We start from the raw sequence: 15,209 nt of genomic DNA on the forward strand, positions 1-15,209 counted from the left end.
GAGGTTGTTATGAGCCTGTTTCGACGCAATATTGAAATCGATATTAATCCCGGCACTGATGGCCAATTAATTCTAATAACCACTCTTACCGATATTTATCATGATATCCGCCTGACTTTACAGATATCCAGTGTTACCTATGAGATTACGGAAGCATCTCTGGATATGAACCGCATTCCCCATCCGGACTGTCCTGCCATTGAAGCCAAGGTGACACGGCTTAAAGGAGCCCAGGTGGGGCCCGGTTTTACAAAACAGGTGCTTTCTGTTTTGGGTGGAGAAAAGGGATGCCCCAATCTGACAAATCTGGTGATGCTCTCAGCCCCGCTGGCCATGAATGCGGCAGCAGTGTTAAAGCAGAAAGAGGAAAATCTTTCAGAGGCAGAGATGGATGCCTTGTGGCAAAAGGTGTTGGGCGGTGTTTGTGTTGCCTATCCCAGGCAAGAGGGAGAGTAGAGTGCATGGGCAAAAAATTAACAAAACGGCAAAGAACTGTATTGACACTAAGCAGCATTTTACTGGCCATAGCGTCGTTTATCGGGTTGCTGATGGGCCTGGCTTTGCTGTACTATTTTTTTGATTTCCTGCTTTAGCGTTTGGGGCAAATGTCTCTTGTTATATAAAGTTGCACCATGTATCATGATAGATGTCACCGACAAGTGTCATGGGCAGATGTCCCTAGAAGGGGTGGTCAGATGAAAAGAAAACCTCCAAGCACAAAGTTGTCCCTGAAGAGTTTTGCCATTGCTGTAGGGTCTTATCTCGGGCTGTTTGTGGTGTTAAGTGCTGTTTTTTACCTGTTGAATTACCTGTTTTTACTTTGAAACATGAAGCCGGACTGGGTTTTCCAGTCCGGCTTTTATTGACTATAATCCAATTTCTTGCTTCGTTTGTGTCATGGCTTCTTCTACAGTACCGTTATTGCGGGTCCAGATGTCTTCAAAGACATTGCAGGCAACCAAGGGAGAATTTTCTCCTTTACCAGGCTGACATGATGACCAGTTTTCCTCCAGTGCGGCGGCTTGCACACGACCGCCCTGTTTTTCATAGCTTTCCTGCCAGGAATTAAGAGCTTCACAGCCGGCATGGTCCAGATAACGCAAAGCAAGATGTATTTTAACTTCTTCAGAGGGAGGAATGTCGGCAAGCCGGGAGGTAAGTTTGGGGATTCCTGCAAAAGTGAGTGCCCCGGAGATGGTTACATGCCATGCCCCCCCGCTCTTCTCAATGGCGATATCCATGCGGGTAAGTTTCCAAAGCAGTCTGATTAAAGCCGCTGCAAGCCCGATGCCCAACCCAGCCAGCAGATTTATACCAACTATGGCAATTACGGTTATCAGGTAAACAATCATTTCCTGATACCTTCTCAGCTCGGTTACATGGTGAAAGTTAACTAACTGAATACCGGTGTACACCAAAAGGCCTGCTAAGACGGACAGGGGAATACTGGTAACCAGGCCGGGCAGCAATACAACAAAGATAAGAATCCATAATCCGTGAAGGATTGCCGAAGCCCTTGTTTTCGCTCCCGCAGAAATGCTTGCTTTACTCCGTACAATAACCCCGGTAATAGGCAGTCCTCCTAGCAAACCGGAAATGGTATTGCCGGCACCCTGAGCCATTAGTTCTTTATGCAGGCAGCAGCGAGGGCCGGTATGAAGCTTATCGGTGGCTACTGCACAAAGCAGGGATTCGGCACTGGCTACTAAGGTAAGCACGAAAATTCCTGCCACAAATGTTGTGTAATTTCCCGTGGGCAAAACCGGTAGGCTAATGGAGGCAAAAAGATTGCCGCCGGCCAGCTCCACCCTGGGTATGTTCATCCCAAAAGCCAGGGAGACAATGGTGGCAATAACTACAGCGGCCAGAGAACCGGGGATAATCTGCATGCGCCTCAGCTTTATCTTCGGCCAAAACACCAGAATCCCTATGGTAAGGAGGCCAAGAACCGTCGTGGCCGGATCCAGGTTAATTATGGATCCCGGGAGGGCCAGCAGGTTCTCGGTTCCTCCCCCCGCCGGTGCTGCTCCCAGAACCACATGGGCCTGGGAAAGGGCAATGAGGATACCGATGGCAGCCAGCATTCCGTGAAGTACCGCCGGGGAGATGGCCATGGCCAGCGGTGCAACCCCCAATTTACCCAGGATTATCTGCAGTATCCCGGCACTTACAGTCATAGCGCTGGTTACCTCCCAGCCAAATTGCTGAACCAAACCAAAAATAATTACAGTTAGCCCGGCGGCCGGTCCGCTGACCTGCATTGGTGCACCACCCAGCGCGCCTACCACAATGCCACCCACAACAGCGGCGATAACACCTGCCATCAATGGAGCGCCGGAGGCCAGTGCTATGCCCAGGGATAGGGGAAGCGCCACCAGGAATGTGACCAGGGAGGCCGGTAGGTCCGTTTTTATTGTGCTGCTAAATTCAGCTATCCAGGGTCCCTTTTGCGGGGAATTATTAGCGGCCAATTTTAAAATCTACCTCCTTGATAGTAACCAAAGCTTTTTATTAGTATACCATAAAAAGCTAAATTGCAGCAATATTCTGAAAATTATGCTCAAAAAAGTACCGGAGTTATTCATCCGGTACTTCACTGGCTGGAACCTGGCGCAGAGTGGAGGGATCCTCCACATCCTTATGGATAAACAGACCGCACCAGCACTGTTTCATGAAATCAAAGTGTTTGCGGTGAAACGGAATACAAGGACAAACGATTTTCATGTCCTCTTCCCGGCGTCCCACAGTACTTTGGCAGGGACAAAAAGGGCTGCCGTATTTCCGTTCAATATGTACCTGTTGCTCCAGCAGAAAGTCCACCATTTCAGCATCGGGATTAAACTTATACCCTAAGGCATCCACCACTTTGCTGTGCCAGGCACGAAACATTTCCTTGCGCCGTGCGATATCTGTATCCATTGGTTATACTCCCAGCAAATCACTTAATCTTTCTTCATTAAATCCCACAACGTGCCGGTCTCCATGGACAACCACCGGAAACTGGCTGGACCCGGTCAGCTCTTTTACTTCTTTAACTAACTTATCCCGCTCTTCTCCTTCGGCTAAATCAACGTCAACATAATCGTAATCAATGTTTTTCTCTGCCAGCCATTTTTTGGTACGCTGACAGTGAAAGCAAGTGCTTAAAGCATAAAGAAATGGTTTCATTTTGTATCCTCCAATTTAACTAAAATTTCCCCGTTTTCTACCTTTACAGGGTATACGGGAATTTTTATTTCCGGTGCTGCTGTGAATTCCCCGCAGCGGATATCAAAAACCCAGTCGTGACAAGGACAGGTAAGTAAATACCCGTCTAAAGTCCCGCGGTGCATCATGCAGCCCAGATGGGGGCATTGATTGTGCAGGGCATAAATCTCCTGACCCACCCGCGCCAGCAAAACCGGCAAGCCTTTAATTTTGGCTTTTGCCGTTTTACCTTCCGGCAAATCCTCTGCTTTGATCATGGTAACGTCCCAATGGTTCATGATACCCTCCAGTGGCGAATGTGTTCTTGGCGCAAGTTAATCATACGCTTATTATACCATAATACTGCTTAGATAAATTAATAACGCCTTACATCAAACTGGACAAACCATAACCGCTTGGATATAATGACAACGAACTGACCTTCGTTGATAAAGTTGCGGATGAAACCAGAGGTATATTATGGCTACCAACAAACCTGCAGACATGGGGACTGACAGTATCCCCAGGCTTCTTGTGCGTTTTTCACTGCCGGCCACTCTGGCCATGGTGGTGAATGCTTCTTACAATATTATTGACACCATCTTTGTGGGGCGTCTGGGAAGCGATGCCATTGCCGCTTTGTCCGTATCTTTTCCCATTCAGATGCTTCTTGGAGCCCTGGCCATTGGTACCGGCGTGGGAGTGGGCTCTCTCATTTCCCGCTCATTGGGAGCGGGAAAGAATGAGGATGCTGCCACCGCCGCCGGTCAGGTAATCACTCTGTCATTTTTGTTTGGCTTGTTTGCCACAATCCTGGGGTTACTGTATCTGCGGCCTATTCTGCTGCTATTTGGCGCCAGACCGGAAATTCTGGAGCTTACCGCCAGTTACATGGCGGTGATTGCCAATGGTGCGGTACTGCTTTTTATGATTATGATTCTTAATCATTCCATCCGGGCCGAGGGCAATGCCATGCTCCCCATGACGGTAATGATTCTCTCTGCCGTGACCAATATTGCTCTGGACCCTATCTTTATTTTTGTTTTGGATATGGGTGTTCAGGGTGCGGCGGTGGCCACGGTAATTTCCAAAGTAATAGGTGTGGCCATGCTGCTCCATTATTACCTGGCCAAAAAAAGTGTGCTGCGTGTGCGCCTTACCCATCTTTTACCCGACCTGCGGATTATAACTGATATTTACCGGGTAGGACTCCCCATGTTATTTATTCAGCTAGGCGCAAACATTGCCCTGATTTGGGCTAACCGCCTTTTGGGAAGCTATGGTGTGGTGCCCATTGCGGTACTGGGGATAATAGTGCGCCTGCAGTTGTTTGCCTTTATGCCGGCCATTGGCATTGCCCAGGGGCTCTTACCCATCATCGGCTATAACTTTGGCGCCGGTAAACTGGAGCGGATTCGGGAGGCCATGCTTAAAGGCAGCGTGGTGGCAACGGCTTTTACCGCGGTAAGCGGCTTGTCCTTTTTTCTCTTCCCCGGCTTTTTTTTAAGAATTTTCAGTGCGGAGCCGGAACTATTGGCTGTGGGGGAGACGGCGGTAAGGATAATGGTATCCATGTACCCTCTATTGGGTATTCAGACCACTGCCATCGTCTTTTTTCAGGCCATCGGTAAAGGGATGCCTTCTTTGTGGCTATCCCTTTTGCGCCAGTTCTTTCTCTTTATAATCTTTATGATGATTCTGGAGCGGTACTTTGGCCTGACGGGTATATGGTTTGCCATGCCGCTGGCAGATCTGTTGGCATTTATTCTCACCGTATTTATGGTGCTGCGGGAATTCCGCAAGTACGGCATTCCACTGTTGGCCCGTACTAACAAAAAGCGGCCAGTCCGTGACGGGGAGGTTTAAAGCATATGGGTGACTGGGAAGTTTCCCTGAACCTGGGAGAAAAGATTCCGGGGAAAGAACTGCTTTTGCTCTTGGAAAAAATAGATAAGACCGGCTCCCTCAACAGAGCGGTGGAGGAGGCCGGTGTTTCCTACCGCTATGGCTGGGGCCTTCTAAACCGTGCAGAAGAAGCGCTGGGCAAGGCTTTGGTGATGCGGCAGGCCGGCGGCAGTGCCGGAGGCGGAACCACGCTTACACCGGCAGGTAAGAAACTGCTGGGGCATATGCAGGCGCTGCAGCGGGAAGTTCAGGGGCAGTTGGCCGCTTTGTTTACCCATGAAGATGAACAGCCTGAGCGCCATCTGGTGCTGGCCAGTACCATGGAGCCGGTGGTGACCGGCCTTTTGGATGTTTTGGAACAGGCCTATTTGCAGGAGACCGGTATAACTGTACGCCATATTGCCGCCGGCAGCGGGCAGGCCATGGCCATGGCCAAAGCCGGGCGGGTGGACCTGATTCTTACCCATGCACCGGAGCTGGAAGAAGAGTTTGTGGCCCATGGCTGGGGAGTGGGGCGTATACCGGTGATGGGCAATGACTTTGTCCTGGTTGGCCCTGTGGCGGATCCGGCAGGTACGGCCAAAGCACAAAGCGCTGCGGCGGCTTTTAAATCAATTTCCCAGGCCAAACAGATTTTTATCAGTCGCGGAGACCAATCCGGCACCCATTTGGCGGAGCAAAAAATCTGGCGGCAGGCAGGTATAAATCCAGCCGGTTGTGCCTGGTACACAGAAGCGCGCAACACACTGGGCAATTATGGTATGCTGCAGCGGGCTGCAGAACTGGGCGGGTATACGTTGGTGGACCGGGCCAGTTTTACAACGGGATACAGTGAGGAAAAAATGGCTATCCTCTTTGCCAAAGACCCGCTTTTGGAGAACATTTTTTGCGCCATACCTGTTAGCCGCAAGAAAGCAGCTGTGAATCAGGATGGAGCGGAGTCTTTTGCTGCCTGGCTTACGTCTTCCACTGCCGTGGGGATAATCTTTGATTTTGGCAGGAAGGAATATGGTGAGCCGTTATTTACTCCTTATAAGCAATAATCTTTCGTCCTGCAAAAATATACATAACGGATATTGACAGAACCGGTCAGCCGGGATATAATCGCTATGCACCACGGTGCATAGCGATTGCTTTTGGAGGCCTTTAGATGAAAAAATTACCGGTTTTACTGCTTTTAATAATGATAGTTGTCGTATTAGGGGTTGCCGGATGTGGCGATGATGGTTCTTCTGCAGCTGCTAAATCCTCAAATTCTGCACAGGGGAGAATACTTTTGGCTACCACCACCAGCACATATGATTCCGGCCTGCTTGATTATCTACTGCCTTCATTTGAAAAATTGCACGGAGTGGATGTACAGGTTGTCTCTTTGGGAACTGGCCAGGCACTGGAAGTGGGTAAAAACGGCGATGTTGACGTGGTGTTGGTTCATGCCCGGGAAGCGGAACTGGCCATGGTCCATCAGGGCCATTATGTGGACCGCCACGATGTAATGTACAATGATTTCATTATTGCGGGTCCGGACAGCGATCCGGCCGACCTGCGGCAGCTTACAGATATTGAAGAAGTATTTGCTGCTATAGCCGGACAGCAAGTACCCTTTATTTCCCGCGGCGATGAATCGGGGACCCACGTTAAGGAAAAGGCCCTTTGGCAAAAGGCCGGAATCTCCCCACTGGGAGACTGGTATGTGGATACCGGGGCCGGTATGGGGGACACACTGCGCATGGCAGATGAGATGGAAGGATATATCCTCACCGATCGCGCCACGTTCCTCTCCATGCAGGACAGGCTGGAGTTGGCCATTGTTTTTGAGGGCGCAGAGGAACTTTTAAATCAATATGGCGTAATGGCCGTAAATCCGGATAACTATTCCGGCATTAATTACCAAGGGGCCATGCAGCTAATTGAATATTTAATTTCTGAGGATGGCCAAAAAATGATTTCAGATTTTAAGCCATATGGAGAAACGCTCTTTTTCCCCAATGCGCAATAGAAAGGACCTGCTATGGCAGACGCACTTCGGCAAGCAATAAACATGTTAATATTTTTTGACCCCGACCTTTACCAGATTATTTTCCTGACGTTATATGTATCGGGGAGTGCAGTAATTTTAGCGGCATTAATCGGAGTTCCGGCAGGAACGTGGTTGGGGATGCAGCCGCCACGTAAGGTGCGCTTTTTAACCCTATTTATCTATACATTGATGGGGCTACCCCCGGTGGTAGGGGGGTTGGTGGTTTTTATGCTCTTATCCCGCCGTGGCATGCTGGGCTTTTTGGGGCTTTTATACACTCCAACGGCCATGATTATTGCTCAGGTTTTGCTGGCTGTCCCCATAATTATCGGGTTAACGTCGGTGGCTGTTCGCAGTAAAGGAAAAGAAATGCAGGAAACGCTGCTTTCCTTGGGGGCAGAACGCAGATTGATTTTATGGACCATTATGCGTGAGGCGCGGTTTGGCATTCTTGGTGCTCTCATTGCCGGGTTTGGCCGAATCATTGCCGAAGTTGGGGCGGTAATCATGGTGGGTGGTAATATTGCAGGCAGGACAAGGGTTATGACAACTGCCATTGTTCTGGAAGTGGGGATGGGTAATATGGCATTTGCCCTGGCACTGGGTTTGATACTTTTGGTCATAGCGTTTGCTATTTATGCAGTTCTGTATAGAATTCAGTCAGGAGGCAGCGATGAATAAAACCTCCATAATTACGGTAAAAAACCTGACCAAGCGATACAACAAAAAGGAAGTGCTCTGCATTTCTGAACTCAATGCTCTCCACGGCCGCATTTTAGGCTTAATCGGCCCCAGTGGTGCGGGAAAAAGCACCTTGCTGCGCATCCTTAACATGCTGGAGGAGCCTACCACCGGTGAGGTTTCTTATTTACAGCAACCGGCACCTGTCTCGCAGACCGGCAAACTACAGTTGCGGCGAAAAATGACAATGGTTTTTCAGAAAGCGGCACTCTTGGACACCTCGGTCTACAATAATGTGGCTTTTGGCCTCCAAGCCCGTAAGGTGCCTAAACAGGAAATCAGGGAACGTGTGCTTGCCATGCTGGATGATATTGGCATGTTAGCACTTAGCCAACAGCGGGCAAAAACTCTTTCCGGGGGTGAAGCACAACGTATCGCCTTTGCCCGGGCGTTGGTGCTACAGCCGGAAATTCTCTTTCTGGATGAGCCTACAGCAAACCTGGATCCGCCCAATGTGGAACTGCTGGAAGGAATGATTGCCAGACTTAATCAGGACCACGGCACCACTATCCTCTTTGTAACTCATAACCTCTTTCAGGCCCGCCGCCTCTGTCATGATACCGCTTTCTTTTATCAGGGAAAGCTCATTGAAACGAGGGAGACTGAGCAGCTTTTTACCTCTTCGCAAAAAGAACAAACGCGTGCTTTTGTGGAAGGAAAAATGATTTATTAAGCAAAACAGGCACCCAAAAGGGTGCCTGTTTTGCTTAAGGTAGGTTAGTGATGGAAATTAAACACATGCTAAGGGAGTAGCATGAATATTGAAATCGTAACACATACTTCGTCGCCGTTGGGTTAAATTCCTGCCTAAGTTAATTAAAAAGGAGAAATATTTTTTTTAGAGAATACTATGGAAAAGAAAGGATGGTGGCAAGTATGAGTATTGAAAAAAAACCGGCAGTGGGGCAAAAAGCGCCGGATTTCAGTTTGTCAGCTGCCACGCAAGAAGAAGTTGCCCTTAGTTCACTGCAGGGAAAAGCGGTGCTATTGGCATTTGTAAGCAGCAGCGGCTGAGCATCCTGCCGGGCACACCTGGTGCAGTTGCGCCAGAAACATGCTGATTTGCAGGAGGCAGGAGTTCAGATTATAGCTTTGACGCCGGACAATCAGGAAAAAATATCAGATCTTCACAGGATTTTAAAGTTGCCTTATCCTCTGCTGGCGGATCCGGACAAATCCGCCTATGAACAGTATGATTTGCTAGAAGACAAGAAAATCTACGGTGCTAATTTTATCCTGGACGGCCAGGGGGTTGTCCGATATGCTTATCGTGGCGTAACACCGGAAGACCGTCCGCCTCTAAAGGAACTGGTGGAGGCCGGCAGAGCCATTGCTGCCGGAAAGAAATATGAATAATAAGGCCCAGAAGGGTTCTATGGCTCCCGACTTTAGTTTGTCTGATGTCTACGGAAAAAAGATGAGCTTCAGTGATTTCCGCGGCCGTTCCGTTATTCTAGTGTTTATGCGCCATCTGGGCTGAATGCTGGGAAGAGCTCATCTGGCGCAGTTGCGCCAGCAGTACGGAGAAATCCAACACGCCGGCGGTGAAGTGGTGGTTGTAAGCTTTGACGACGCAGGCGGCGTGAAAAAGCTAATCGAATCACATAAACTGCCCTTTGTTTTTTTATTGGATCCGCAAAGGGAAGTATACCAACTATACGGTATGATGTATAAGGAAACCGGATCCATCGTAACCTGGAAAACGGTTTTAGCTTACCTGAAGCTGCGTTTTGCCGGATATCCCAAATCACCTCCGGGCAAAGACGTGCGGCAAATGGGTGGAGATGTGGTGGTGGACCGGGACGGAATCATCCGTTTCCTCCACCGCAGCCAGCATCCAGAAGACTGGCCCGATGTAGCAGAGCTTCTAACTTATCTAAAGCAAAAATTACAAAACCCTTAAAAGAAGTGCAAAAGCGCTTCTTTTTTTCGTTATAAATTGACCGTATTGTGGAAGCACATGTATAATTTTGAGTAAATAGGAATATTACTATTTCCGAATCTAAAAATATTGGAGGGTGACTATGAGAAAATTTCTTTTGGTTCTAATTTCCATTTTAATACTTGCATTGGCACTGGCGGGCTGCGCTGAGCAGCCGGCAGAAGGTACAACTTCGGAGCCGGAGCCGGAAATTACAGTTTATACATCATTTTTTGTTCTTTATGATTTCGCAAATCAAATTGGCGGTGACCGTGTAGAAGTAATGAACCTATTGCCGCCCGGAGTGGAGCCTCATGACTGGGAACCTACGGCTCAGGCCATGGCCCGGCTGTCTGATGCCGATGTACTGCTGATCAACGGCCTCGAACTGGAGCCTTGGGTTGATAAGCTTATAGAAGGACTGGATGGCAATATTAAGGTGGTCAATACATCTGAAGGTATTGAGCCGTTAACCGGCTATGGAGGGCATAGCCATGATGATGACGATGACCATGGTTATGATGATGACGACAATCACGGCTATGACAATGATTACGGTCATGATGATGACGATGACCACGGCTATGATGATTTGCCCGACCCCCACGTATGGCTGGATCCTTTGCTGGCGCTGCATCAGGCTGAGCAAATTGCCGGTGCGCTTATTGAACTGGACCCGGAATACGAGGAGGTCTACCTTGAGAACCTGGCTTTGTTTACTGCCCGGATCGAAGAGCTGGACAATGAATACCGTGAAGCTCTGACAAATTTGGCAAGACATGAATTTATTGTTACCCATCTGTCCTTTGCTTATCTGGCAGAAAGATACGGTCTGGAACAGGTGGGTATAAGCGGACTTTCCCCCCATGCAGAACCAAGCCCGGCGCAGATGGCCAAAATCATGGACTTTGCCGCGGAGCACGACGTGCGTCATATCTTCCAGGAGCCATTGGTGACAAGCCGCCTGGCCGAAGTTCTGGCAGACGATCTGGGAGCAGAAATCCTGGAACTAAACCCCCTGGAGGGGTTAACGGAGGATGAGTTGGCGGCGGGTGAAGATTACTTTTCCATAATGCGCCGTAACCTGGAGCAGTTAAAAATTGCCCTGGCAGAATAGAGGGATATAGATGGGTGAACCGGTACTGAAGCTGGAGCATGTTTTTTTTCACTATGGCCGACGACTGGTGCTGGATGATATCAATTTAACAGTGACGCCCGGTGATTTTCTGGGCATTGTGGGACCTAACGGTTCCGGCAAAAGTACCCTTTTGAAAATCGTCCTGGGGCTTTTGCAGCCCACCGCCGGCAGTGTAAGCCTCTTTGGCCAAAGCCGCAAAAATTTTCGGCAATGGAGCCGTATCGGCTATGTTGCCCAGAATTCCACCGCCTTTAATTACGGCTTTCCTGCCACCGTGCGGGAGGTGGTGATGTCCGGACTCACCGCTTCCCTGGGGCTGCTGCGTTTTGCCGGCGCCCGGGAGCGCCGGCGTGTAGCCGAAGTGTTGGAGCAGACCGGAGTGGCTGATTTGCAGGACCGTTTAATCGGAGAGCTCTCCGGCGGACAGCAGCAGCGGGTCTTTATTGCCCGTGCCCTTGTTTCCCGTCCGGAGCTTCTGATCCTTGATGAGCCAACGGTGGGCGTGGATGTGGAGGCTCAGGAGCGCTTTTATGAGCTGCTGGAGACACTGCGCAGCGAAGCAGGCATGACGCTGATGATGGTGAGCCATGACATCGGTGTAGTGACAGAGCAGGTAGATAATGTGGCCTGTCTGAATAAAAAAATGTTTTTCCATGGATCTCCCGCCGACTTCTTATCCCAGGATACCCTAACCCGTGTCTACGGTCCTGCAGCACGGATTCTTCATCACGCCCACTGAGAGCGAGGTCTTTCCATGTTAGAATTTTGGTCATATGCTTTTATGCAAAGAGCGTTTCATGCCGGCTTTGTGGTGGCCATTCTCTGTCCCACCATCGGTATTTTTCTGGTGCTCAGGCGCCTGTCCATGATAGGGGAGATGTTTGCCCACGTTTCCCTGGCCGGTGTGGCTTTGGGCATTTTTACCGGCACCTATCCATTGGCATCAGCGCTGGGTTTGTCCCTGGTGGCCGCCGGCGGGCTGGAGGCCCTGCGCCGGACCTACCGGATTTTTGGCGATTTGGCCATTGCCATTATGATATCGGTGGGTATCAGTTTGGCGGTGGTCCTGATCAGCCTCTCACAGGCTTTCAATGCGGACCTGTTTTCCTATCTCTTTGGCAGCGTAATAGCCATTTCCAGAGCGGATTTGTTTCTGATTCGTGTTATCGGGGTGGCAGTTTTGCTTTTTGTTTTTCTCATGCATAAGGAACTGTTTTTTATTGCCTTTGATGAAGAGGCGGCACGGGCTTCCGGTGTGCGCGTTGACCTGGTCAACATGCTCTTTGTGGCGGCCACCGCTTTAACCATCGCTGTAGCAATGCGCGTGGTGGGGATTTTACTGGTGTCCTCACTGATTACCGTGCCGGTGGCTGCTGGGCTGCAGGTGGGGAAAAGTTTTCGGGCCACCATTCTGTACTCATACCTGTTTGCTTTGACTTCTGTGCTGTTGGGGCTGGTGGTGGCCTATTATGCCGACCTGGCACCGGGCGGCAGTATCGTTTTGATTGCGGTGGGTTTGTTTGTGGCCGCCGCACTTTGCCGTAGATTAATGGGGATCGGGGGGAAGAAATTTGTCAACACCGCAACTGTTGAAACTTTTGAAAGAGAAGGGCTATAAGCTCACCAGCCAGCGCCGACAAATTATTGAAGCTTTGCGCCTCACAGGCCGCCGGGCTTCGGCACGGGAAATTTATGAGGCCCTCAGCAAAGATAACCCCCACATCAGTATGGATACGGTGTACCGCAATCTCAGGCTGTTAACGGAGATTGGGGTGGTACATCAGATTTCGCTGCAATCAGGTGCGGTGTTTGAATTAGATGATAAACGGCACCATCATCACCTGGTATGTGTTGACTGTGAAGAGGTGGTATGTATCCCCTATTGCCCTGAAGCCAAGTCATATAATGAATTTGCCGGCTCTGCCGGTTTTGAAGTCCTGGGTCATGTATTTGAAGTCTATGGCCGCTGTGCCGCCTGTCGGGAAAAAAAATAACCCGCCCAAAATTGGGCGGGAATTTTTTTATAATACTTGCAGTTCTTAGAAGCAGCGCTTTAGGTGTTCTTTGGCGGGGGGAGCGGTGAGCAAACTGACGCCGATGTACATGGCTGCGGAGACAGGTAGTGCATAAAGCAGTGGATCAACATGGGTCCAGGGGTAGGGCAGCAGTGCATGCCTGCCAAACAGGGCCATGGCAATGCCAAAAGGCTCTGATTCGGCAATGTGGAGAAAAACAAAGCCGAATATGCTCACGCTAAAGCCGGAAACCATGCTGGCAATGGCACCTAACCGGGTGCCTCTCTGCCAATAAAGAGCACCTACCAGTGTGGGTAAAAAGCCTGCGGCACAAATCCCAAACCAGAAGGCTGTGGCGCGGGCGATGATGCTGCCGGGTAAAATATAAGCCAGTGTGACGGCCAGCACCACGCCGGTCATAACTCCCAGCTGAGGCAGGCGTGCCGACTTGCCTTTTTTGCCCATCTGTACACCCATTGTTTCCAGAATGTCACGGCCAAAAGCGGTTCCCTGCACATGAATCAGGGCGCTTAAAGTGGAAATGGCCGCAGAGATTAAGGTGAGGGTAAACAGATAAAGAAACCATTCCGGCATAAAGGAACTGATAAAAGCAGGAATAATCAGATCAATATTGCCCTGGGCCACATCGGCGGCAATGATACCCTGGGTATTATAAAAGTACAAATTACTGAGCGGGCCCACCATATAAACGGTACCCACCAGAAAAAAGATAAAGACGCTGCCCACCATCACTGCCCGGTAGAGGGACTTGTTCTCCCGAACGGTCATAAAACGCATGGCCAACTGCGGTTGAGCCAAAACGCCTATTCCCACACCCATAATAATGGTGCTGACAATTGTCCACCATAGCGGCGAACCCAACTGCGGCATGGCCGTCCACCCCTGATGGCCCATGGCCGTAAGGCTTTCCGGCACCAGGTCATTTAAGGCGGTCAGGCCCCGGTGTCCCGCAACAACGCCGCCCACCGCATTATATGTGCCGATGAGCAGGGCCATCATTCCCAAAAACATAACACTGGCACAAAATGCATCGGTGTACATCACCGCTTTCAGGCCGCCGGTAAGAACATAGACGGTCACAATCACCGCCAAAATTAGTAAAGCGGTGTTAAAGTTCATTACAAATGCTTCCTGCAGAAAACGGGCTCCGCCGATGAGAATAATGCTGGTGTACGCCGGCATAAATACAAAAATCATCAATCCGGCAAAAACGGTAATAAAACGGGATTGATAACGGCTGCCCAACAGGGAGGGGAAAGTGGCTACCTCCAGCTGCGCAGACATTTTGCGGATTTTCGTTCCCAAAAAGGCAAAGGCAATCCAGACACCCAGGATAATATTTAAAAAAGCAAGCCACAGTAAGCTGAAGCCGTACATGCCGGCTACGCCGCCAAAGCCAATGATGGCCGACGTACTGATAAAAGCGGCACCATACGATAGAGCCATAACCCAAGGATGAACATTGCGGCCGGCCACAAGGTAGTCATCAGCATTTTGTGTCTGTTTAAAGCCTGTATAGGCAAAGAAAATCAGTATTCCAAGGTAAGCTGCAAATATTGCGGTGAGTATGCCCAGATTCAAGAAGCGTCATCCTCCTCGCGGTTCCAGTTTAATGCTCCGTAGATGACACCGAAAATCATGGCCCCCACTGTCAGGAGCCAACCCAGCCCCACCGTCATGTCTGCCATTCCAAGCATAAAAAAACCTCCTAAAAAACGCGCACGGGCACGCAAGGAGGGTCAGGCTTAAAATTAGCAGTCCTCCTACCATGCTACCGTACTACATTGTGATTAAAAACTCTACCATTCTACTTTTCCATTCTATTATGGAAACAAAGTGTTGTCAACGTTGTTCTATTTCCCTCCACAATACCCCTGCAATGAATCTACTATAATCTCTCAGGTCTACGCCGCTAAAGAGAATTCCCCACTCGACGCCATCCCCCCAAAAGCCCGTAAATGTTGCATTTTTAGTTACATAATATCGCTTGTTCGCTGGAAACTTTAGTATTATAATGGAATTAATTAGAAGGGAGGGGTTTAAGGTGTTTAAGATTAACAAAAGCAGTTTGCTGTGTATGCTCTTAATAGTGGCCCTGGTGATGATGATGGTTGCGCCTGCTGCCATGGCGCGCTCGTCACAGGAGAAAGAATCATTCATTATTGGTTTCCACGACTTCCCGGGCCAGGCTGAAATGCGCTTGCTGGACTCCTACGGTGCGGAAATAACCAGAGAGTTTTCTATTATCCCTGCTATAACGGT

The 15,209-nt window shown here is 49.7% G+C and carries 21 protein-coding genes; 15 read left to right on the forward strand and 6 right to left on the reverse strand.

All coding sequences use genetic code 11. The annotated features are described in order from the left end of the window. Positions 1 to 9 precede the first annotated feature (9 nt). Both DEALDRAFT_RS12345 and DEALDRAFT_RS17440 read left to right on the forward strand, forming a co-directional pair. Positions 10 to 456 (forward strand): DUF2889 domain-containing protein, encoded by a 447-nt coding sequence (locus tag DEALDRAFT_RS12345; RefSeq protein ID WP_008517954.1) that lies wholly within the window; start codon positions 10 to 12, stop codon positions 454 to 456. 5 nt (positions 457 to 461) lie between these two features. After that, on the forward strand, positions 462 to 593 hold the full coding sequence (locus DEALDRAFT_RS17440; RefSeq protein WP_008517955.1) for a hypothetical protein: 132 nt from the start codon (positions 462 to 464) through the stop codon (positions 591 to 593). A 273-nt stretch (positions 594 to 866) separates the two neighbouring features. Here DEALDRAFT_RS17440 and DEALDRAFT_RS12350 read toward each other — a convergent pair whose 3' ends face one another. The 4 genes from DEALDRAFT_RS12350 to DEALDRAFT_RS12365 form a co-directional block, all read right to left on the reverse strand. Further along, positions 867 to 2,471, reverse strand: coding sequence for a SulP family inorganic anion transporter (locus DEALDRAFT_RS12350; RefSeq protein ID WP_008517959.1), 1,605 nt, complete (start codon positions 2,469 to 2,471; stop codon positions 867 to 869). A 106-nt stretch (positions 2,472 to 2,577) separates the two neighbouring features. Then, entirely contained in the window at positions 2,578 to 2,919 is a 342-nt protein-coding gene (locus tag DEALDRAFT_RS12355; protein ID WP_008517960.1) for a ferredoxin-thioredoxin reductase catalytic domain-containing protein, read from the reverse strand. Between the two features lie 3 nt (positions 2,920 to 2,922). Further along, positions 2,923 to 3,168 (reverse strand): glutaredoxin family protein, encoded by a 246-nt coding sequence (locus DEALDRAFT_RS12360; protein ID WP_008517962.1) that lies wholly within the window; start codon positions 3,166 to 3,168, stop codon positions 2,923 to 2,925. Next, positions 3,165 to 3,485, reverse strand: coding sequence for a Rieske (2Fe-2S) protein (locus tag DEALDRAFT_RS12365; RefSeq protein ID WP_008517965.1), 321 nt, complete (start codon positions 3,483 to 3,485; stop codon positions 3,165 to 3,167). The genes DEALDRAFT_RS12360 and DEALDRAFT_RS12365 overlap by 4 nt, the downstream gene beginning before the upstream one ends. Positions 3,486 to 3,666: 181 nt before the next feature. Here DEALDRAFT_RS12365 and DEALDRAFT_RS12370 point away from each other — a divergent pair, with 181 nt between their 5' ends. The 12 genes from DEALDRAFT_RS12370 (at position 3,667) to DEALDRAFT_RS12420 (ending at position 12,905) form a co-directional block, all read left to right on the forward strand. After that, complete coding sequence (locus DEALDRAFT_RS12370; protein ID WP_008517967.1) at positions 3,667 to 5,052, forward strand: MATE family efflux transporter; 1,386 nt, start codon at positions 3,667 to 3,669, stop codon at positions 5,050 to 5,052. Between the two features lie 5 nt (positions 5,053 to 5,057). Further along, the gene (locus DEALDRAFT_RS12375; protein ID WP_008517968.1) at positions 5,058 to 6,134 is read left to right on the forward strand and encodes a substrate-binding domain-containing protein; all 1,077 of its coding nucleotides are present in this window, start codon (positions 5,058 to 5,060) and stop codon (positions 6,132 to 6,134) included. A gap of 107 nt (positions 6,135 to 6,241) precedes the next feature. Next, positions 6,242 to 7,090 carry a substrate-binding domain-containing protein gene (locus tag DEALDRAFT_RS12380; RefSeq protein ID WP_008517970.1) on the forward strand — a complete coding sequence of 283 codons (849 nt, stop codon included), beginning with the start codon at positions 6,242 to 6,244 and terminating at the stop codon, positions 7,088 to 7,090. A 42-nt stretch (positions 7,091 to 7,132) separates the two neighbouring features. Further along, positions 7,133 to 7,792: an ABC transporter permease gene (locus DEALDRAFT_RS12385; RefSeq protein WP_196776627.1), complete on the forward strand. Its 660-nt coding sequence runs from the start codon at positions 7,133 to 7,135 to the stop codon at positions 7,790 to 7,792. Further along, positions 7,785 to 8,525 carry an ABC transporter ATP-binding protein gene (locus DEALDRAFT_RS12390; protein ID WP_008517975.1) on the forward strand — a complete coding sequence of 247 codons (741 nt, stop codon included), beginning with the start codon at positions 7,785 to 7,787 and terminating at the stop codon, positions 8,523 to 8,525. Before DEALDRAFT_RS12385 ends, DEALDRAFT_RS12390 begins: the two co-directional genes overlap by 8 nt. A gap of 203 nt (positions 8,526 to 8,728) precedes the next feature. Beyond that, positions 8,729 to 9,208, forward strand: coding sequence for a peroxiredoxin family protein (locus tag DEALDRAFT_RS12395; RefSeq protein WP_243441162.1), 480 nt, complete (start codon positions 8,729 to 8,731; stop codon positions 9,206 to 9,208). Next, positions 9,201 to 9,332: a peroxiredoxin family protein gene (locus DEALDRAFT_RS17485; protein ID WP_083798785.1), complete on the forward strand. Its 132-nt coding sequence runs from the start codon at positions 9,201 to 9,203 to the stop codon at positions 9,330 to 9,332. The genes DEALDRAFT_RS12395 and DEALDRAFT_RS17485 overlap by 8 nt, the downstream gene beginning before the upstream one ends. Further along, positions 9,333 to 9,755: an AhpC/TSA family protein gene (locus tag DEALDRAFT_RS12400; RefSeq protein WP_008517983.1), complete on the forward strand. Its 423-nt coding sequence runs from the start codon at positions 9,333 to 9,335 to the stop codon at positions 9,753 to 9,755. Between the two features lie 121 nt (positions 9,756 to 9,876). Next, positions 9,877 to 10,890, forward strand: coding sequence for a metal ABC transporter solute-binding protein, Zn/Mn family (locus DEALDRAFT_RS12405; protein WP_008517986.1), 1,014 nt, complete (start codon positions 9,877 to 9,879; stop codon positions 10,888 to 10,890). 10 nt (positions 10,891 to 10,900) lie between these two features. Further along, positions 10,901 to 11,650 carry a metal ABC transporter ATP-binding protein gene (locus DEALDRAFT_RS12410; protein ID WP_008517988.1) on the forward strand — a complete coding sequence of 250 codons (750 nt, stop codon included), beginning with the start codon at positions 10,901 to 10,903 and terminating at the stop codon, positions 11,648 to 11,650. Between the two features lie 15 nt (positions 11,651 to 11,665). Further along, positions 11,666 to 12,529, forward strand: a complete 864-nt coding sequence (locus DEALDRAFT_RS12415) for a metal ABC transporter permease (protein ID WP_008517990.1) — start codon at positions 11,666 to 11,668, stop codon at positions 12,527 to 12,529. Further along, complete coding sequence (locus DEALDRAFT_RS12420) at positions 12,483 to 12,905, forward strand: Fur family transcriptional regulator (protein ID WP_008517992.1); 423 nt, start codon at positions 12,483 to 12,485, stop codon at positions 12,903 to 12,905. The genes DEALDRAFT_RS12415 and DEALDRAFT_RS12420 overlap by 47 nt, the downstream gene beginning before the upstream one ends. A gap of 45 nt (positions 12,906 to 12,950) precedes the next feature. Here the strand turns inward: DEALDRAFT_RS12420 and DEALDRAFT_RS12425 are convergent, their stop codons facing one another. Next, positions 12,951 to 14,528: a sodium:solute symporter family protein gene (locus DEALDRAFT_RS12425; RefSeq protein ID WP_008517993.1), complete on the reverse strand. Its 1,578-nt coding sequence runs from the start codon at positions 14,526 to 14,528 to the stop codon at positions 12,951 to 12,953. Further along, complete coding sequence (locus DEALDRAFT_RS17575; RefSeq protein ID WP_008517995.1) at positions 14,525 to 14,644, reverse strand: symporter small accessory protein; 120 nt, start codon at positions 14,642 to 14,644, stop codon at positions 14,525 to 14,527. The genes DEALDRAFT_RS12425 and DEALDRAFT_RS17575 overlap by 4 nt, the downstream gene beginning before the upstream one ends. Before the next feature lie 347 nt (positions 14,645 to 14,991). On the opposite strand from DEALDRAFT_RS17575, the gene DEALDRAFT_RS12430 reads away from it, so the two are divergent. Then, positions 14,992 to 15,209 (forward strand): hypothetical protein (locus tag DEALDRAFT_RS12430; protein ID WP_008517997.1); only part of this gene is annotated, 218 nt, incomplete at its 3' end.

Source organism: Dethiobacter alkaliphilus AHT 1 (assembly GCF_000174415.1).
Lineage (GTDB): Bacteria > Bacillota > Dethiobacteria > Dethiobacterales > Dethiobacteraceae > Dethiobacter > Dethiobacter alkaliphilus.